14 protein-coding genes and 1 pseudogene are annotated in these 17,151 nt (G+C 42.0%); 5 read left to right on the forward strand and 10 right to left on the reverse strand.

Going from position 1 to position 17,151, the window contains the following annotated elements; genetic code table 11:
• Positions 1 to 332 precede the first annotated feature (332 nt).
• Positions 333 to 1,730: a magnesium transporter gene (gene mgtE, locus V7K46_RS26020; RefSeq protein ID WP_335118310.1), complete on the forward strand. Its 1,398-nt coding sequence runs from the start codon at positions 333 to 335 to the stop codon at positions 1,728 to 1,730.
• A 76-nt stretch (positions 1,731 to 1,806) separates the two neighbouring features.
• On the opposite strand, the gene V7K46_RS26025 is transcribed toward mgtE, so the two are convergent.
• The gene (locus tag V7K46_RS26025) at positions 1,807 to 2,064 is read right to left on the reverse strand and encodes a hypothetical protein (protein WP_335118312.1); all 258 of its coding nucleotides are present in this window, start codon (positions 2,062 to 2,064) and stop codon (positions 1,807 to 1,809) included.
• Positions 2,065 to 2,559: 495 nt separating this feature from the next.
• Complete coding sequence (locus V7K46_RS26030; RefSeq protein WP_335118314.1) at positions 2,560 to 3,423, reverse strand: SDR family oxidoreductase; 864 nt, start codon at positions 3,421 to 3,423, stop codon at positions 2,560 to 2,562.
• Between the two features lie 748 nt (positions 3,424 to 4,171).
• Here V7K46_RS26030 and V7K46_RS26035 point away from each other — a divergent pair.
• Positions 4,172 to 5,773 (forward strand): peptide ligase PGM1-related protein, encoded by a 1,602-nt coding sequence (locus V7K46_RS26035; protein ID WP_335118316.1) that lies wholly within the window; start codon positions 4,172 to 4,174, stop codon positions 5,771 to 5,773.
• Positions 5,774 to 6,405: 632 nt separating this feature from the next.
• Here the strand turns inward: V7K46_RS26035 and V7K46_RS26040 are convergent.
• Positions 6,406 to 8,319, reverse strand: coding sequence for a protein kinase domain-containing protein (locus tag V7K46_RS26040; protein WP_335118318.1), 1,914 nt, complete (start codon positions 8,317 to 8,319; stop codon positions 6,406 to 6,408).
• 570 nt (positions 8,320 to 8,889) lie between these two features.
• Between V7K46_RS26040 and V7K46_RS26045 the strand changes: the two genes are divergently transcribed.
• Both V7K46_RS26045 and V7K46_RS26050 read left to right on the forward strand, forming a co-directional pair.
• Positions 8,890 to 10,164, forward strand: coding sequence for a DUF4255 domain-containing protein (locus V7K46_RS26045; protein ID WP_335118320.1), 1,275 nt, complete (start codon positions 8,890 to 8,892; stop codon positions 10,162 to 10,164).
• The gene (locus tag V7K46_RS26050; protein WP_335118322.1) at positions 10,161 to 10,442 is read left to right on the forward strand and encodes a hypothetical protein; all 282 of its coding nucleotides are present in this window, start codon (positions 10,161 to 10,163) and stop codon (positions 10,440 to 10,442) included. The genes V7K46_RS26045 and V7K46_RS26050 overlap by 4 nt, the downstream gene beginning before the upstream one ends.
• 228 nt (positions 10,443 to 10,670) lie before the next feature.
• On the opposite strand, the gene V7K46_RS26055 is transcribed toward V7K46_RS26050, so the two are convergent.
• On the reverse strand, positions 10,671 to 11,474 hold the full coding sequence (locus V7K46_RS26055; RefSeq protein WP_335118323.1) for an SAM hydrolase/SAM-dependent halogenase family protein: 804 nt from the start codon (positions 11,472 to 11,474) through the stop codon (positions 10,671 to 10,673).
• Between the two features lie 111 nt (positions 11,475 to 11,585).
• Here V7K46_RS26055 and pirA point away from each other — a divergent pair, with 111 nt between their 5' ends.
• Entirely contained in the window at positions 11,586 to 11,741 is a 156-nt protein-coding gene (pirA, locus tag V7K46_RS26060; protein ID WP_335024329.1) for an arginine synthesis PII-interacting regulator PirA, read from the forward strand.
• A gap of 132 nt (positions 11,742 to 11,873) precedes the next feature.
• Here the strand turns inward: pirA and V7K46_RS26065 are convergent, their stop codons facing one another.
• The 6 genes and pseudogenes from V7K46_RS26065 to V7K46_RS26095 form a co-directional block, all read right to left on the reverse strand.
• Entirely contained in the window at positions 11,874 to 12,623 is a 750-nt protein-coding gene (locus V7K46_RS26065) for a Uma2 family endonuclease (RefSeq protein ID WP_335118325.1), read from the reverse strand.
• Between the two features lie 55 nt (positions 12,624 to 12,678).
• On the reverse strand, positions 12,679 to 13,341 hold the full coding sequence (locus V7K46_RS26070) for a restriction endonuclease (protein WP_335118327.1): 663 nt from the start codon (positions 13,339 to 13,341) through the stop codon (positions 12,679 to 12,681).
• A gap of 3 nt (positions 13,342 to 13,344) precedes the next feature.
• A pseudogene (locus tag V7K46_RS26075) lies at positions 13,345 to 14,516 on the reverse strand (DNA cytosine methyltransferase).
• A gap of 121 nt (positions 14,517 to 14,637) precedes the next feature.
• Positions 14,638 to 16,425: an aspartate--tRNA ligase gene (gene aspS / locus V7K46_RS26085; protein ID WP_335118333.1), complete on the reverse strand. Its 1,788-nt coding sequence runs from the start codon at positions 16,423 to 16,425 to the stop codon at positions 14,638 to 14,640.
• 5 nt (positions 16,426 to 16,430) lie between these two features.
• Positions 16,431 to 16,619, reverse strand: coding sequence for a hypothetical protein (locus V7K46_RS26090; RefSeq protein WP_335118335.1), 189 nt, complete (start codon positions 16,617 to 16,619; stop codon positions 16,431 to 16,433).
• A gap of 56 nt (positions 16,620 to 16,675) precedes the next feature.
• On the reverse strand, positions 16,676 to 16,843 hold the full coding sequence (locus V7K46_RS26095) for a hypothetical protein (RefSeq protein WP_335118337.1): 168 nt from the start codon (positions 16,841 to 16,843) through the stop codon (positions 16,676 to 16,678).
• Positions 16,844 to 17,151: the final 308 nt, after the last annotated feature.

Consider the following 17,151-nt stretch of genomic DNA (forward strand, 5'->3'; position numbering starts at 1 on the left):
ATTAACTGAAATTCATATCTTTGTTACAAGACCCAGCAGAGGTATACTACTAACCTAAAGTCAGTGGAGCGAAAAGTTTTGCAAAAGCCTCACCAATCGTGCATTTAAGTTAGAGAATACAATCTGCTGGAATTACTCGATGATTGTACTTTTCTCCTCACCCTGTTGTAGGTGAACTATACCAGCGTCCGAAACCCTGATTATTTCGTTAAGTTATAAAAGGTTTCAATTTACTCAAAGTCGGAAAAATTACAAGTTTGAGGTTGTACATTCCCACTTTCCCCTAGACTAGGGGCAGCAACCTTGTTCAAACTGGCTGAGGAAAGTGGACTTTGACTGAGACAAACAATTTAAGCTCTACCATCCAGAATCTCTCACGCAGGGAATTGCGAGATTTAGTGCGGACTCAGCTGCAAATGCTCCTAGAAGCGGGAGACTTGCAGGGAGCAAAAGCTATTCTCGTACCTGTGCAGCCTGCGGATATTGCCGAAGCGATTGAGGGTTTACCAAAAGCAATGCACGCTTTGGCTTTTCGCTTGCTTTTTAAGGATGAGGCGATCAAAGTTTATGAATATCTCGACTACAGTGTTCAAGAACGGTTAATCGAGGAACTTAAAAGCCAGGAAGTCCGCGATATTGTCGATCAAATGTCGCCAGATGACCGAGCTAGGTTATTTGATGAATTACCAGCAAAAGTCGTCAATCGCCTGCTAGAACAACTCAGTCCAGCAGAACGTCAAGCTACAGCCCAACTATTGGGTTATGAAGCTGATACTGCTGGGCGAATCATGACGCTAGAGTTAATCTCGCTGAAAGAAAACTTTACAGGATCTCAAGCCCTAGAGCGAATTCGCAACTTTGCTAATGCCAGTGAGATGATTTATTATCTTTATGTCACTGATGCAGAAAGGCGCTTAACCGGAATTGTCTCGTTACGGGAGTTGGTCACGTCTGAGCCTGAGCAAATTATTGGCGAAATTATGACCCGTGATGTGGTGTTTGTCCACACTGATACAGACCAGGAAGAAGTTGCAAGATTAATCCAAAGATATGACTTTCTGGCTGTGCCTGTGGTAGATCGGGAACAGGGTCTAGTAGGTATTGTTACCGTGGATGATGTGATTGATATTCTGCAACAGGAAACCACCGAGGATATCTATGCCTTGGGTGGTGTGCAGTCGGGGGGCGATAATTATTTTCAGATGAATTTACTGGAAATTGCTCGGAAGCGGGTTGTGTGGTTATTGGTCTTACTTGTAACCAATACCATCACAGGAACAATTATTAAGTCGCAAGAAGATTTGTTAGCAAAAGTGGTGACACTGACAGCGTTTATGCCGTTGCTGACTGGTACTGGTGGTAATGTGGGTGCCCAATCTTCCACAGTCGTGATTCGCGGGATGAATACCGATGAAATCCGATCGCTTGGCGTATTGCAGGTAATCGGCCGGGAGGCGATCGCTGGGGTATTATTGGGAGGAATGTTAGGTACGATCGCTACTGTCTGGGCTTATTATCTCCAAGGACGATTAGAAGTAGCGATCGCTGTAGGCGTTAGTCTGGTAGCGATTTCTATTTTAGCTTCTATTTCTGGTTCAGCATTGCCGTTTCTATTTCGCTACCTTCGTTTAGATCCGGCATTAATGTCAGCACCATTTATCACCACAGCAGTTGATGTTGTTGGCGTTTTGATTTACTTCAATTTGGCGCGGGTAATTTTAAATTTATGAATTATGAGTTATGAGTTAAATATTTTTTTAATTCAAAACTCCTCACTCCTAACTCCTCACTGCTGACTCCTAACTTTTACAATTCTGATTCCGTATCTGGAGCAACAATTTCGCCAGTACCCAATTGTAATATCGCATCCTGGTCAGTAATCAATCCGCTGAGTTCGTTCACTTGTAAATTCATTTCTTCACAAGCTTGTCTCAGTTCTCGTGCAAATTTGTTGAGGTCCTGACCATAGCCACATTGATAAGCAGCAGTTTCAATTCCTTCCTTGGCATTTGCTCTAGCACAATCTACTAGTTCCGTGCCATGCAGGGGTGTAGGAGATGCCATAGACGTCGTTATTATTTCTTAAATGTTTACTGCTAGACAGATTATCAATATTTCCATATTGACTCATCCCTCCAATGGAAGACAATTAGGGTGGAGTTAAGAGTTTATAGTTAGGAGTTAAAAGTTAAAAGTTAAGAGTTCTAAATTAAAAATATATCGTTTCTGATTCCTAACTCATAACTCATAACTATTTTACAAAACAGGGAGTAGGGAGTAGGGAGTAGTGTTTTAAAAACTTGCATTTTAGGGTCTAAAGCCCCCTATAATAAAAGAATTATGTCGAGATACGTAGTACGAGACATAAAACTTAACGAGGGAGTAGGGAGTAGGGAGTAGGGGTGAGGGAGTAGGGAGTAAGATATATTCCCCATCCTAAGAATTGTCATTACGCAGTAATTATTATTCCCCATTCTTCCCCCTACTCTCTACTCCCTACTCCCTACTCCCTAATTAAAATCCCTACTCCCTACTTCCCGATCCCTACTCCCTCTTGAATTAGCCATTGACAACTTCTCCACCATTGACATGTAAAACTTGTCCAGAGATATAAGAACTATCATCAGAGGCTAAAAATACGTAGCTAGGAGCAACTTCTTCTGGTTGTCCGGCTCGTTCCATTGGTACTTGTTTACCAAAAGTTTCAACTTTATCCTTGGGGAAAGTTGAGGGAATTAAAGGTGTCCAAATTGGGCCTGGTGCAACAGCATTAACGCGAATATTCTTTGATATCAAATTTTGTGATAAAGAACGAGTAAAGGCAACGATCGCACCTTTTGTGGAAGAATAATCTAGTAGTTGTGGGTTACCTTTATAAGCTGTTACCGATGTAGTGTTGATGATAGAACTACCTGCTTGTAAATGCTTGAGTGCAGCTTTAGTCATGAAAAACATCGAGAATATGTTAGTACGGAAAGTGCGCTCTAGTTGCTCTTTGGTGATTTCCTCAATACTTTCTTGAGGATGTTGTTCTGCGGCGTTGTTGATCAGAATATCGAGTTTACCAAACTCACCAACTGTTTGTTGTATAGCTTGCTGACAAAAAGTTTCATCGCCAATATCGCCTGCGATAGTTACTGCACGACGCCCTTGTTTTTCTACCAAATGTTTTGTCTCTTTGGCATCGTCATGTTCATTCAGGTAAAGGATCGCCACATCTGCACCTTCTTTAGCAAATGCGATCGCTACAGCACGACCAATACCACTATCTGCACCCGTAATTAATGCTACTTTATCTTTTAACTTGCCACTACCCCGATACTGCTCATCATCTGCTTTGGGTTTTGGTGTCATTTCTGATTCAACACCTGGTGTTTGTTGTTCCTGTGGCGGTTGTAATTTTTTCTCTTTTGATTTAGGCATAGGTTTTGTCTTGGTAATTGAATATTGAATATTGAATTGGGCATGGGGCATTGGTTATTCCCCGTGTTCTCCTTGTTTCACTCATTCCAGCAATTTTCATTCCAAAAGTAAACCTTGGATAGAATTTTCGATCCAAGGTTTGTTTTTTGCTTTGGCTCCCACATGCCATTTGCAATTTTAGGCGTTTATACACCTTAATAGTTGCCAAACGTACTTATTGCTCGCAACTAGACACGGCTTACATCATTTATCTTCACAGTTTATCCACGCTATGAAGCTGATAACGAAAAATAAGTACACAACTTTCATCTGATGAAGTCTGATGAAGGATTTCTAGTTTTCCCCTGCTTTCAAGTTTACTATTATATTGCTCTAATTTATCGCTCCTTAGAGGTAAAAAGACGGAAGTTTACTCAACCTTAAGACTGAGAATTAATTAAATAAATGAGAGGTATTTAATTAGTTTATAATCATCTCTATCGGCTTAAGAATCGTGCCATTTTCGATAAATGAAAATAAAGATTTCAATGAAAATAAAATTTTATACTTTCTCACTTCCTATTTGCAAAAATACCTACAATTATGTCATCGATTTGTATTAATCTTAATATTTATTTTGGCTGATATCTGCATAGCTATCTTCTTGCAGACTAAACTCCTTACAAAAGTATCTGACGACTAGTCCTGAAACTAATAATCCAAAAGCCTGCATGGTGCGCTACATTGAAATCATTTGAGGGCAGGGGTTATGGCAATAGAAAATATTTCCGAGTTAGAACAAGTTGAAAAGTTTCGCAACTTACAATTAACTCTACGCGATCGCTGGGAAACGAGCGAGCTATTTGACAATAGTGAAGCAGATATTTTAATTATTCCCTCTTTGAGTATCGACCAGGGCGAACTCCAAAAGATCGAAGGCTGCGAGCATTATGAAGAAAGATTACTATTTTCCTTGATCCGGTTGCAGAATCCCCGGACTCGGCTGATCTATGTAACATCAGTACCACTGCATCCTAGTATCATTGATTATTACTTGCAACTTTTGCCAGGAATTCCCTTTTCTCATGCTCGCAATCGCTTGCTGCTACTTTCTACTTACGATTCCTCCCTTAAGCCTCTGAGCCAAAAGATTTTAGAACGCCCCCGCCTGCTAGAGCGAATTCATCAAGCTTTGAGGCTAGACAAATCGTTTATGATCTGCTACAACTCTACGCAGTGGGAAGGCGAATTGTCTGTAAAATTAGGTGTACCACTGTATGCTGCTGCACCAGATTTACAGATTTGGGGGACAAAAAGTGGCAGTCGGCAAATCTTTGCCGAAAGTGGACTACCTTATCCAGATGGCACCGAAAAAGTTTGGAACCACACAGATTTGGCAGAAGCTACTAGTGATTTGTGGGAACGCCAACCAACATTAAAACGGGTAGTGGTGAAACTCAACGAAGGCATTTCTGGAGAAGGGAATGCGCTGCTAGACTTTAGACCAATTGAGAATGTAGCACCAGGCAAAGGGACTCGGGCCCAAAGGGTAGCAGCAATTAGCGATCGCTTCTCAACAATGCGCTTTCAAGCAAAACAAGAGACTTGGGATAGTTTTTCCGGAAAAATGCCTGAGTTGGGGGCGCTTGCTGAAGCATTTGTGGAAGGGGAAATTAAGCGATCGCCCAGCGTCCAAGGAAGGATCACACCCAATGGCGAAGTGGAAATCCTTTCAACCCACGACCAAATTCTCGGAGGCCCAGACGGTCAGATTTATCTTGGTTGTCGCTTCCCGGCTGATGAAAGCTATCGGTTGCAATTACAGCAATTGGGATTACAAGTTGGCAGAAAACTAGCAGAGAAAGGTACTTTGGAGCGATTTGGATTAGATTTTATCGCCGTTGACAAGGGTAACAAAGAGTGGGATATTCAGGCGATCGAAATTAACCTGCGTAAAGGCGGCACTACTCATCCATTCATGACCTTGAAATTATTAACAAACGGTCGCTATGACCTTTCCACGGGTTTATTTTATACTCAGCAAGGTCGTCCAAAATACTACATCGCCACTGATAATCTCCAAAAAGAGCGCTATCAGGGATTATTACCGAATAATTTGATGGATATCATCGCTGAACACAGATTGCACTTTGACAGCTGTAGTGAAACAGGCACAGTGTTTCATCTTATAGGTTGTCTTTCGCAGTTTGGCAAGTTGGGATTAACCAGCATCGGTGATTCCCCGCAGCAGGCACAAGACATTTATAACAAAGTTATCAAAGTTCTGGATGAAGAAACCCGTAGCAACAATCAGAATTTCTCGGCGTTTTCAGATTATTCCTTTCCCGTGGCTTGGGATGAATATAGTTAATAAATGTCGTTTGCAACATTCTTTTACCCCCTTATTTAAGGGATTGCCGTAGGCGGGGAAATCTTAACAGAACCGGATTGCGATGCCGTACCACTTCTCCTTCGGAGACGCTAGCGCGAACGTGGAAGCAAGCTACGCAAAGCGTCTCGTAGAGAAGGCGGTTCGCTTCCCGACCATCGCACTGGCTATACAAAGCTAGTCAAAGCCTTCTCGCAGGGTAGTTAGCCTGCGCGGATTAAGGAAAAATTCACGGCTTGAAACTCACAGAGGTGGGTTTTGCCTCGTGTAGACGAGCCAGTGTGTTGGGGAGCCAGCGTGATTCATTGGTGTCAACTTAAGCTCAAACCCTTTTAAAACCTCGTTTCCAGCCTCTGGCTGGAAATGCTCTTCAATTGCGGCTCTGCCGCTAGTCTTGAGGCAGAATCGGATAGCTCTGCTTCTACCCATGCGGTGGGTTTAAGCAACTAGTACCGCAAGGCGGAAGTCAAAAGTCAATAGAAATACAGTGTAAACGTTTCTTTGATTTGAAATGGGTTGTTTATTTCCGCCGCGCTGTACTAGCCGTTTAGGATGCGTCAGAAACCTCGCCCATCTTCTTAGATGAGCGGGGTAGTTCATTGCTAATTAGCTAATTAGTTCTGAATCCGTTCGTTATTAGGTAAACCTTGCTGGTTGCTTGGCTGTTTACGAGATTGAAATTGAGTATATATATAGGTTACTAATCCTAAAGTCAGCCCAATGGCTAAGACCACTCCCAGGATTCGCAAGAAATTGGGAGTAATTCTCCTAGCTAACTCCTCATTTAGCTTTGGTTGGTAAATAGTGTCATCCGTTCGCACTTGTGGTCTGCCTTGATTAGATGCAGGTCGTGGTTGATACAACGTCACATCGGGCGGCATTTGTGGTCTGCCTTGATTAGATGCAGGTCGCGGTTGATACAACGTCTTATCTGGCGGCACTTGCTGCCCGCCTTGATTAGATGCAGGTCGCGGTTGAAACAACGTCTTATCTGGTGGCACTTGTTGCCCACCTTGATTAGATGCGGGTCGTTGTTGAAACAACGTCTTATCTGGTGGCACTTGTTGCCCACCTTGATTAGACGCAGGTCGCGGTTGATACAACGTTACATCCGGTTTGCTAGCGTTCGGATTATTCACAGGACTCTGTTGATTTTGCTCAACTGGGTTAAACTGTCTCGGAATGGTTTCGTTATTTGAACCTTGATTGTACCCAGCCTGAAGGGGAGGAACGCTTGACTCAGGTTGGTTTTGCTCAATCGGGTTAAACTGTCTCGGAACGGTTTCGTTATTTGAATCTTGATTGTGTGCAGATGGAGGACGAATAATGGTGTCGTCGTTCGATTGTCTCGGAACAGTCTCGTGATTTGAACCTTGATTGTACTCAGATGGAGGACGAATAATGGTGTCGTCGTTCGATTGTCTCGGAACAGTTTCGTTATTTGAATCTTGATTGTGTGCAGATGGAGGACGAATAATGGTGTCGTCGTTCGATTGTCTCGGAACAGTTTCGTGATTTGAACCTTGATTGTAGCGAGGTTGCGATTGCCCAGTAATCTGTTCCGGTACAGTAGTTCCTGTGACAAATTTGGCAGCAGCTTGCAAAGCCTGATTCAGTTCTTCTACTGTTGCAAATCGGTTAGCTGGGTTCTTCTGGAGGCATTTCATCACCACTGCTTCTATTTGTACGGGTAAATTCTCACACCCTGGTTGCGATCGCAGTGGTTTCGGTGGCTCATAAGCATGAGCTAATACCCAAGAAGCTTCACTGATATGACTACCTTTAATGCTGATTCCAAATGGGTCGGCTGCACTCAGCATTTCATAAAGGATAATCCCTAAGCTGTAAATATCGCCTTTAGCGTCCAGGTTTTTATCACTTTGGATTTGTTCAGGAGGTGCGTAACGAAATGTCCCGATAAATGTACTAGTTATATTTGTAATGTTGGAATTTTCTAAAGATTCACTCCGAATTTTGGCAACACCAAAATCCAAAACCTTTACCCACTCTCCCAAATCTGTAGGCACTAAAAATATATTGTCTGGTTTCAGGTCACGATGAATTACCTGAATATGTTCAGTGGTTTTTCCGCCATCCCGTCGGAGAGTAACTCCTTGATGGGCAAGCTGTAGACCCTTGCAAACTTGCGTCATAATCTTCACCGTCCGCTCAACAGATAGCCGCTTTTCACGCAGCAGTAGTTGTCCGAGCGTTTGCCCCCGCAAATATTCCATTACGTAAAATGGAAAACCTTCCGGGGTGACTCCACAGTCACTAATCTTAACAATATGGTCACTTTGCAAAGCAGCACAAACTGCCACCTCACGCTCAAAGCGCTTTCTCATTTCTTGTGATGCCACCAGCGTATCTTTGAGCAACTTCAACGCTACCTGCTGACCTACACGGGTGTCTGTTGCCAGGAAGACTTCTCCCATGCCACCCCCGCCTAACCGTCGGTCTAAACGATATCGCTGATTATCACCTACGAAACGACCAATCCAAGAATTTGAAGAAGGTGGGGATTTCATCTGGGCAACCCATCCTAGTTACTTTAAAGTGTTAGCTTTAGTCAGAGATAGTACTAGTATTACAAATATAAGTGCTTGCTTCGTAAACTAAATAAATATTCTTATTTTATACTACCAATATTTTTAATTATACTTAGATAAATATAAAAGTAATGCTAGCAATTTGATAAAATGTTTAAAATTAAGACTGATGACAGTTGAAATTTGTTCCTGATCTTAACTTAACGCAAATTCGACGAGGGTCGTCAGCGTGACTCTTTTTTAATCATTTTGAGCTATAGCAGACTCTAGTCATCGAATTAAGGTTCTTTTTATCTGCTTATCTGCTGAGAAGTAGTAGTGGATCAAGAAGTAATTGAGAGGTGGGATTGTTCGTAGTTTGCAGTTTATCACTAAAACGCAAACTACGAACCTAGCAAGTCAAGCTTGACAGACTAGTAGTTATTAATGTGCTTTTGTATGGCGTGCAGATAGTCTCCGTTACAGAATATTTGAAGTTTTGCAAAATATATTTTGTCAATTTGCTCTGACATACATGATTGATACGTGCTATTGCCATGAGGAATGAGAATGAGTAATGTGCTCTCTATAGCCGCCGTGACAGCAGTACTAAAAGTCTTGCTGGAAAATGGTTTAGTCAGTGATCCGATCACTGCTAGTGTTGGTGATGTAATTGTAACTGCTCTACCGCCTGATCGAATTTCAGTTGAAGCTGACGCACGTGCTCAACTCAACCTTTTTCTCTATCAAGTGACGCAGAATCGCAATGTCGATTGGGTATCTCAGGAATTTCGGAGCAAGCACTCACAGATTAATGGAAAACCGCGCTCTTTGACTCCACCACTAGCTCTTGACCTTCATTACTTAATAACAGCTTACGGAGCCAAGGATTTTCAGACGGAGCTTTTACTAGGCTATGCAATGCATTTATTACACAAAACATCAGTTATTACATCTGATATTATTAAGAATACTCTGATAAATGCATCTACAACCAATACCTCAAGTGCTTTTTCGCAAGCTATGGCAGGTGTATCTGTATCTGATTTAGCTGAAGAAATTGGGCAGATAAAACTGACTCCAGAGTTTTTTAACATGGAAGAAACTTCTAAGTTATGGTCTGCTTTCCAAACGCACTATCGACCTTCAGCTACCTATCTGGCGTCAATGGTATTGATTGACAGTAGCAATGACAAGAACTCTGAAAGTTTTTACATGATGCCCTTGTCTCAACCGAATATAGAGCAAGTTATGGCTCCGGCAAAGACTGATCAAATAATTGTTGCAGGCACAACATTAGTAATTCGTGGTAAGCGGTTACGCGGTAAGATCACACAAGTTCGTTTGGGTAATACGGAGACATTAATAGTACCTCAGGAAGTCAAAGAAACACAGATTAGCCTATTAGTCCCGCCAAATTTATACGCAAGTGTGCAGAGTGTCCAAGTTGTACATCTAACAATGGGCAATGCAGGGCAAACGGATCATCTAGTTGAATCAAACGTTGCGGCTTTTGTCCTGCATCCAACAATTACAGCATTCGTCACTCAAGTGGAAAATAGCGGCGACAATTTACGCATAGCAGAAATTACCGTTAAATTCCAGCCCAAAGTTGGTAAGGCACAGCGGGTAGTTTTGCTACTCAATGAAGTGTCAGGTGATAGTCCGATAGCTTACTCTTTTTTGGTTGCATCACGTACCGAAGATACTGATGCAATCACTATTCCTGTCAAAAATGTTAAACCAGGAACTTATATTGTCCGGGCGCAGGTAGATGGGGCACAAAGTCCACTGCACAAGAATCAGTCTGGAGAATATGATTCGCCACAGGTGACAATTCTATGAATGCTACGACAATTAATCATAATTGGAATGAGGCAAACTACCGCTATCTATCAGCAGCCCTAGCGTTGGTGTGTGGTATTTTGGAAAATCACACGGCAAGGGAGCAAAATCAACCAGAGGAGAAAAACCAAGAATATTTACAGCAAGCGCTACAGGAAGCAGCTGCTGCTATGCCTGCACAAGTCATTCAATTGAAACATGTGTTGCGGGCTGCTCAGGCAGAATATACCAAGTTAGAGAAACCTTTAACTGACGCGGAAGTTGGGGGGTGGATGTGATTTTAAATTAACTTAGCATTAATCACACGAACCTTGGGGTGAAAAGCATTCCTCTGCCTGATAACCCGCAACTTGGGTTAATTAGCTTTTTTTTCTTGAGTATTAACTGCTGAATTAGCGTTACAAATCAAAATCAAGGGTGAATGTTTCGTAAGGACATCTACCAACTCTGGAAAGAGGATATAACTTTAATGTTTCTCTTGATGCGGCACTCACAAGGTGCGGTATTTAAGTTAGCACAACTTGAAGCGTTTCTTGCAAATCTAACTGTAACTGTGAATGAGCATTGCCGCTATTAATGGCAATTTCTACCCAGCCATGACTGCCAACTAAAGCTATTATCTCTCCTACGTTGACATCACTGTAAGTTTCACAGCCAGGTATACTCAAAAGGGCGGCTTGCACACACCAAGTTTTACCTTGTACGTAACTCCCTGCAATGTTACTCACTAAGTTGCCAAAATTGTCAATATATTGAATGCAACCCACTATGCCAGTGGTTGTCTGCTTGCACTCGCCTATATCTAGCTTTACCAAACTTGCTGGCTCAATTTCTTGTCCTAGCTGTTTGAGGGAAACACCACTGGCAAGATTAGCTGCCACTGGTGCAAAGATATCTCTACCGTGAAAAGTCTTGCTTGGTTGAGGAGTTCGCCAATAGTTAAGATTTGTGAGTTCAACGGCTGCGATCGCAGGACTTTGACTAAGTACCCCACTGAAGATACCATTATCTGGGCCTACTAGAAACCCTTGAGCAAATTCTACTGCGATCGCTCGTCGCTTGCTTCCCACACCCGGATCTACTACTGCCAGATGCACTGTCCCAACTGGGAAATAGGGATAAGCATTCATCAAGCAAAACCTGGCTGCGGCTATGTCTTGCGGCGGAATTTGGTGCGTTAAGTCTATCACCGTCAGTCTGGGGTTGAGTTGGGCGATGACTCCCTTGATTATGCCTACGTAAACATCGCGATCGCCGAAATCGCTCAGTAAAGTTACGAGTGGTTGTTGATATATTTGGTTTTTAGACATCTTTTTGCTAAAATCTATATTAAAACAGAATTTTCTGTAACAACAGCTACAAAATATGTGTTATGTTAAGAATACAAGACATAAAATAAAAAGCTAAAGAGGGTAATTACTATGAATCAAAGTAGACTACAAAGGGCCAGGAAAGCACAAGAAGCTCACAGAGAGAATATTCAAAGAAGCCTAGAGCATCGCTTGCAAGTAGCCAGAGCAAAAGGCGACGAACAACTGATTCGTCAACTGGAAGCTGAGATGAGGTATTCCAGCTAAATCAAGTTTTCAATGTTCTTAGTTTGTTGTGTAACCCGCTACGGCGGGTTTTTTTTGTTTTTAGGGGGGTTTCTCTGGTAATTGCGCTCTTACAGCGTTTTTCAATTAGTTGGACTACACCACTCTCCATCCTCATACTTCTGGCTCAACACCCAAAGCTCGTAACTGTGCTGCCAAGCGTTCAACCCGTTGCAAGGCAGTTTCTTTGGCTTCTCGCTCAAGTTCGGCTCGTAAGCGTTCTTGTTCGGCTCGTTCTGCACCAGTAGGAATCACATTACCTTCAGCGTCACACCACCGCAACCAAACATCTCGCTTACCTTCATATACGCCTTCCCACAAACATAAACCTAGCTCAACTTCAGTCAGCCATTGCTCGCTTGTAGCTATATATTGTCGCCCACGCAACTCGTACATCTGTAGAACTTCACCACCAAGTTGCCGAGTTGGGTCAAAGATAATGTAATACATTATCCGCATCCTGGCGTACTCTAATAATTTTCGTCCTGTTTCATTGCCTTCTCGATTTGAAACAATTTCAATCACTACCTCTGGCGGTTTGCCAAACTCCCAAAAGAAATAAGAGCGATGTCTTTTTTCCCACCAGTTTTCAGCTACCTGTACATCCAGGCTCAAAAATACATCTGGCACAATCGGCGGTTGCTTACCAGTGGTAAATAACCCCACATTGGCGGCTACGAGAAACCCTTGGGCATTACTTGCGCCGTTCCAAGAACTGTAAAGGGTTTCTGTCAGTAGGCGTTGTTGTTTTTCAGATGGCAAATTATCCAAGGGTTCATCGTCCTCTGTCACCAGATGACTAACATCTGGTAACAAATCTTCTGGTAATAAGCCAACGTCTGTCAAGATGATAGATTCACTCATAAGGAATTCTGAGAGTAGCAGCTTAATTCTATTGTGGCAGCAGCATCAATTCTCTTCACCCTAGCAGTAGATTTTCTACACCTACTGTTGTCGTCGTAATTGCTACCTGGATAATCCTACTGTATTGCAACCGCCACTGTAGTGCATTATAAATTGTCAGGTAGCCAATTTCTGGCGGTTGCTGCAAAATTCTTTCTGCAAGTATCTCACGCCCAATTTCATCTAATGGAAAGTTGCGTTCCTCTAAAAATGCTATTACATCTTCTTTGTTGCCATTACGGCGTAGGATTTCTCTTAAACCGTAGGTTGTTTGATAATCTCCAGTTCTTTCTCTTGATACAAAAACAATATTCTGAAATTTTAAATTAGCAGTGCGAGAGCTATGCTCATCAATCTTTTCATATGCCAATATCAGTAGATGATAGCCCAATCCATACACCTTTTGGCTGGCATTCCGAAAGGGGCAAGAAGATTGTGGCTGACGAATTGATGTCACTTTTAAATCAACTTCTAATCCAGGAAAATCAATCCCTAAAGCAGCACTACCAAGGATGTATTCATACTTTGTAGACAAATATTGATTAAAAGTAAACTCAACATATGTTCCTACTGCTTTGCCATCTGTAATCCCGTACAAATTAGGAATCGGTGTTGCACTAAGTACAACACAAAAATCTCGTGCAGCAGTTTTCAAGGAAGATAAGGTTAGCACTTCCATTTTTTAAATAGCCAAAGTTAATTGTTGCCAACCAGATTTACTCAATTCAAAGTTTGTTTGACCAATTCTTTTGCACACCCACTCTACACAAGCTGGTACAATAGCATTCCCAAATAATGCGTATTGATCGTAAATTCTGGCAACTTGACACCAATCATCAGGAAAACCCATCAGTCTGGCATATTCAATATTAGTTAAACGTCGAAATTTATCACCTACTTGGTAGCGTTCATAATGCCTTGATGTTGAGGCAGTCAATGTTGATGCAATGCCATTAGTTCCGAATATGGTATAGCCAAGTCTCGCGCCTCCGTCTTGGTTATACAAAATTTCAACTCCATTACAATAACGATTTACAGGCTTACTTTGCTTAATCCGCTCCAGCGTATCGGCAGTAAAATTAAACTGGGTATCCACCATTGACTCATCCTGAAGAATATCCTGTAGCCTCTTTTTCGGCTTGATATTAGGCAAAGATGAAATATTTTGAGTTAAGATCTGATTTTTATAGGCAATTCCCCAATTATCGTTTTTCCTTTTCATCGTCATAATTGGCAACATGTATTTTACCAATGGAGCATCAAGGTTTGGCAGTAAAATATTATTTTCCTTAGTTAAAAAAACTGATAGCTTTTCTAAAGTATTAGGTGTTATATCTGTTGAGTTGAATTTTGTGCCAAAGATAAAAACTCTATCTCGATTTTGAGGGATACCAAAGCTCAAGGGACTAATTATTCGCCATTCGATAAAATAATCTAATTCAGAAAGTGCATTTAAAATTAATCTAAAATGATAGCCGTTTTCCATTGTCAAAAGTCTTTTGACATTTTCCAAAAAAAATATTTTGGCTGCTTCTGGTCTAATATTTCTATAATGCGCTCAAATAATGTTCCCCTAACTATATCTCTCACGCCAAGTTTTTTACCAGCAGGACTAAAAGGTTGACAAGGGAAGCCAGCAGTTAAAATATCATGATTGGGAATATCTAAGATGGAGATTTCGTTGATATCGCCTAAAACAATAGAGTCTTTGCCAAAATTACTTTCATAAACTTTACAGCAAAGTTCGTTGATATCATTCGCCCATACTGTTTGAATATTTGCATTTGCCATACCCAGGCGAAAGCCACCGATCCCAGCAAAAAGCTCTAAGGCTTTGAGTTTGTTTGTTGTCATCTACAAATTTTGAAACAAGTTATGACTGTGGGCAAAGAGGTATATTATTCATTATCTTTGCCCTTTCAATTCATTTAATTGGTGGGCATTGCCCACCCTATTTAGACAATTCCCTAGTTCACTAAGACTTTGATTTATAAGTCGAAGCAACATGCAATTCTTTCAACTGTTTAGCATCTACACTCGAAGGTGCATCTGTTAATAAACAACGCGCTTGTTGTGTCTTCGGAAAAGCAATTACATCTCGAATGGATTCTTCTCTAGCTAACAACATCACCAAACGATCTAAACCGTAGGCGATGCCACCATGCGGCGGTGTACCATATTCAAATGCTTCTAAGAGAAAGCCAAATTTACTTTGTGCTTCTTCAGGAGATAAACCGATTGCTTCAAACACCTGCTGTTGAATTTCTCGCTGATAAATCCGCAGACTTCCGCCGCCAACTTCCACACCGTTGAGTACCAAGTCGTAAGCTTGGGCGCGTGCAGTTTTTAAGTCGCTCAAATCATCAGGATGCGGTGCTGTAAATGGGTGGTGTAGTGCTTCTAGACGCTTTTCGTCAGCATTCCACTCGAACATCGGGAAATCTGTAATCCACAGCAAGTTGATTTTTTCTGGATCAATTAACTCAAATTCTCTTGCGATCGCTTGCCGTAATCTATCTAATGTCTTATTAACTGTAGCAGCATCACCAGCCCCAAACAACAGCAAATGTCCAGCTTTTGCATCTGTGCGGCGTAAAATTTCTCGTTTTTGTTCGTCGCTGAGGTTGTCTTTAATCGCGCCAATGGTGTCAATTTCGCCATCATCCCTGACGCGGATGTAAGCTAAACCTTTCGCACCAGCTTCGCTGGCTTCTTTAAATAAGTCACCGCCTGGTTTAATGCGGACATTAGAAATTACATCGTTACCGTTGGGAATGGGGAGGATTTTGACGATCCCACCATTGTTAACGGTGTCTCGAAAGACTTTGAAGCTAGAGTCTTTGACAATATCTGAGACGTCAACTAATTCCAAATCATAGCGGGTATCTGGTTTATCACTACCGTAGCGTTCCATCCCTTGGACATAAGTGAGACGGGGAAAAGGGCGCTGTAACTCAATTCCTTTAACTGTTTTGAAGATATGACAAACTAACTTCTCGTTTAGTTCGATAATTTCTTCTTGGGACATGAAGCTCATTTCCATATCCAACTGGGTAAATTCCGGTTGTCTGTCAGCGCGTAAATCTTCATCACGAAAGCAACGGGCAATCTGATAATATCTGTCCAAACCGGATACCATCAGCAATTGTTTAAATAGCTGGGGTGATTGCGGCAAAGCATACCACTCACCAGGATTGACGCGACTAGGTAGAACATAATCCCGCGCCCCTTCTGGGGTAGAACGAGTAAGTATTGGGGTTTCAACTTCGATAAAACCTTCCAAATCTTCCAGATAACGACGCATCGCTTTGACAATTTGATGACGCAGTTGCAAGTTTTGTGCCATCCGTTCGCGTCGCAAATCCAAATAACGATATTTCAGCCGCAAGTCTTCCCGCACTGTCTCGGTGTCAGCTACGGAAACTTGGAAAGGTAACTGTTTACGGACAGCATTGAGGAGTTGAATTTTATCGGCGTAGATTTCTACCTCGCCTGTTGGGATGCGGGGATTCAGGGATTCTTCGGGACGGTGCGTTACCCTACCAGTGATTTCGACAACATATTCATTTCGTAGGGCGTTCGCCTGTTCGTATGAGTCTGGGGTGCGTTGCGGATCGCTGACGATTTGGACAATTCCAGAGCGATCGCGTAAATCTAAAAATATCACACCACCGTGATCGCGGCGACGGTCTACCCATCCGTAAAAGGTAACTGTTTCTCCAATATGTTCTCTTCGGAGTTCGCCGCAATAATGAGTTCGCATAAGTGTTAGTTCTGTTTATCTGGGCTAGATTGGGAAGAAAATGTCAAAGCCTTCCCATTATCTAGCATCAATAGTAATTGTAGTAATAAACATACAATAATCTCACGCCAATTTGGTAAAGGATGTTGTTTAATCTGCTCAATAATGCTTTCTCGCCACAGATTAAAATCTTGTTCATATAGTTGATTGTTCATATACCAGTTCTCGTTTACGTGAGGTACACCCGTAAGGGCACGGCAGTGCCGTGCCCCTACACATCGTGATGTAATATTGTACAGGTAGAACGATTTACCAGCCGTGGAGAAATTGCTGGGGAAAAAGTTTTGAGTGAGTTGTTTGCTTTGTATTTAGAACCAGAGAGTGATTCGGCTAAATTCAGACAAAACACTAAGTTGGCAAGCACAACTTGATGGCGCATACTTTGTTTTGCCTGGAAATCATGAGAGATACCGCTCCCGTCACGAGGTAGACCGCTCCCATAAGTTCGGGAACCGCTCCCGTCACGAGGTAGACCGCTCCTATAAGTTAGGGAACCGCTCCCGTCACGAGGTAGACCGCTACAGTTGCAATATTGATAATTATAGCTTAAATAATGTGATAAAAACTTAAGTATTGCTTATGAAACCTCAAGCATTTAAAGGTAAGGTCGCACAGTTATGCACTAACACCACGTCTTGCATCCAAAATTTTTATATTTTCTTGATTTTGCCTAAATACTGAATATTA

Source organism: Nostoc sp., from assembly GCF_036917395.1.
Classification (GTDB): Bacteria; Cyanobacteriota; Cyanobacteriia; order Cyanobacteriales; family Nostocaceae; genus Nostoc.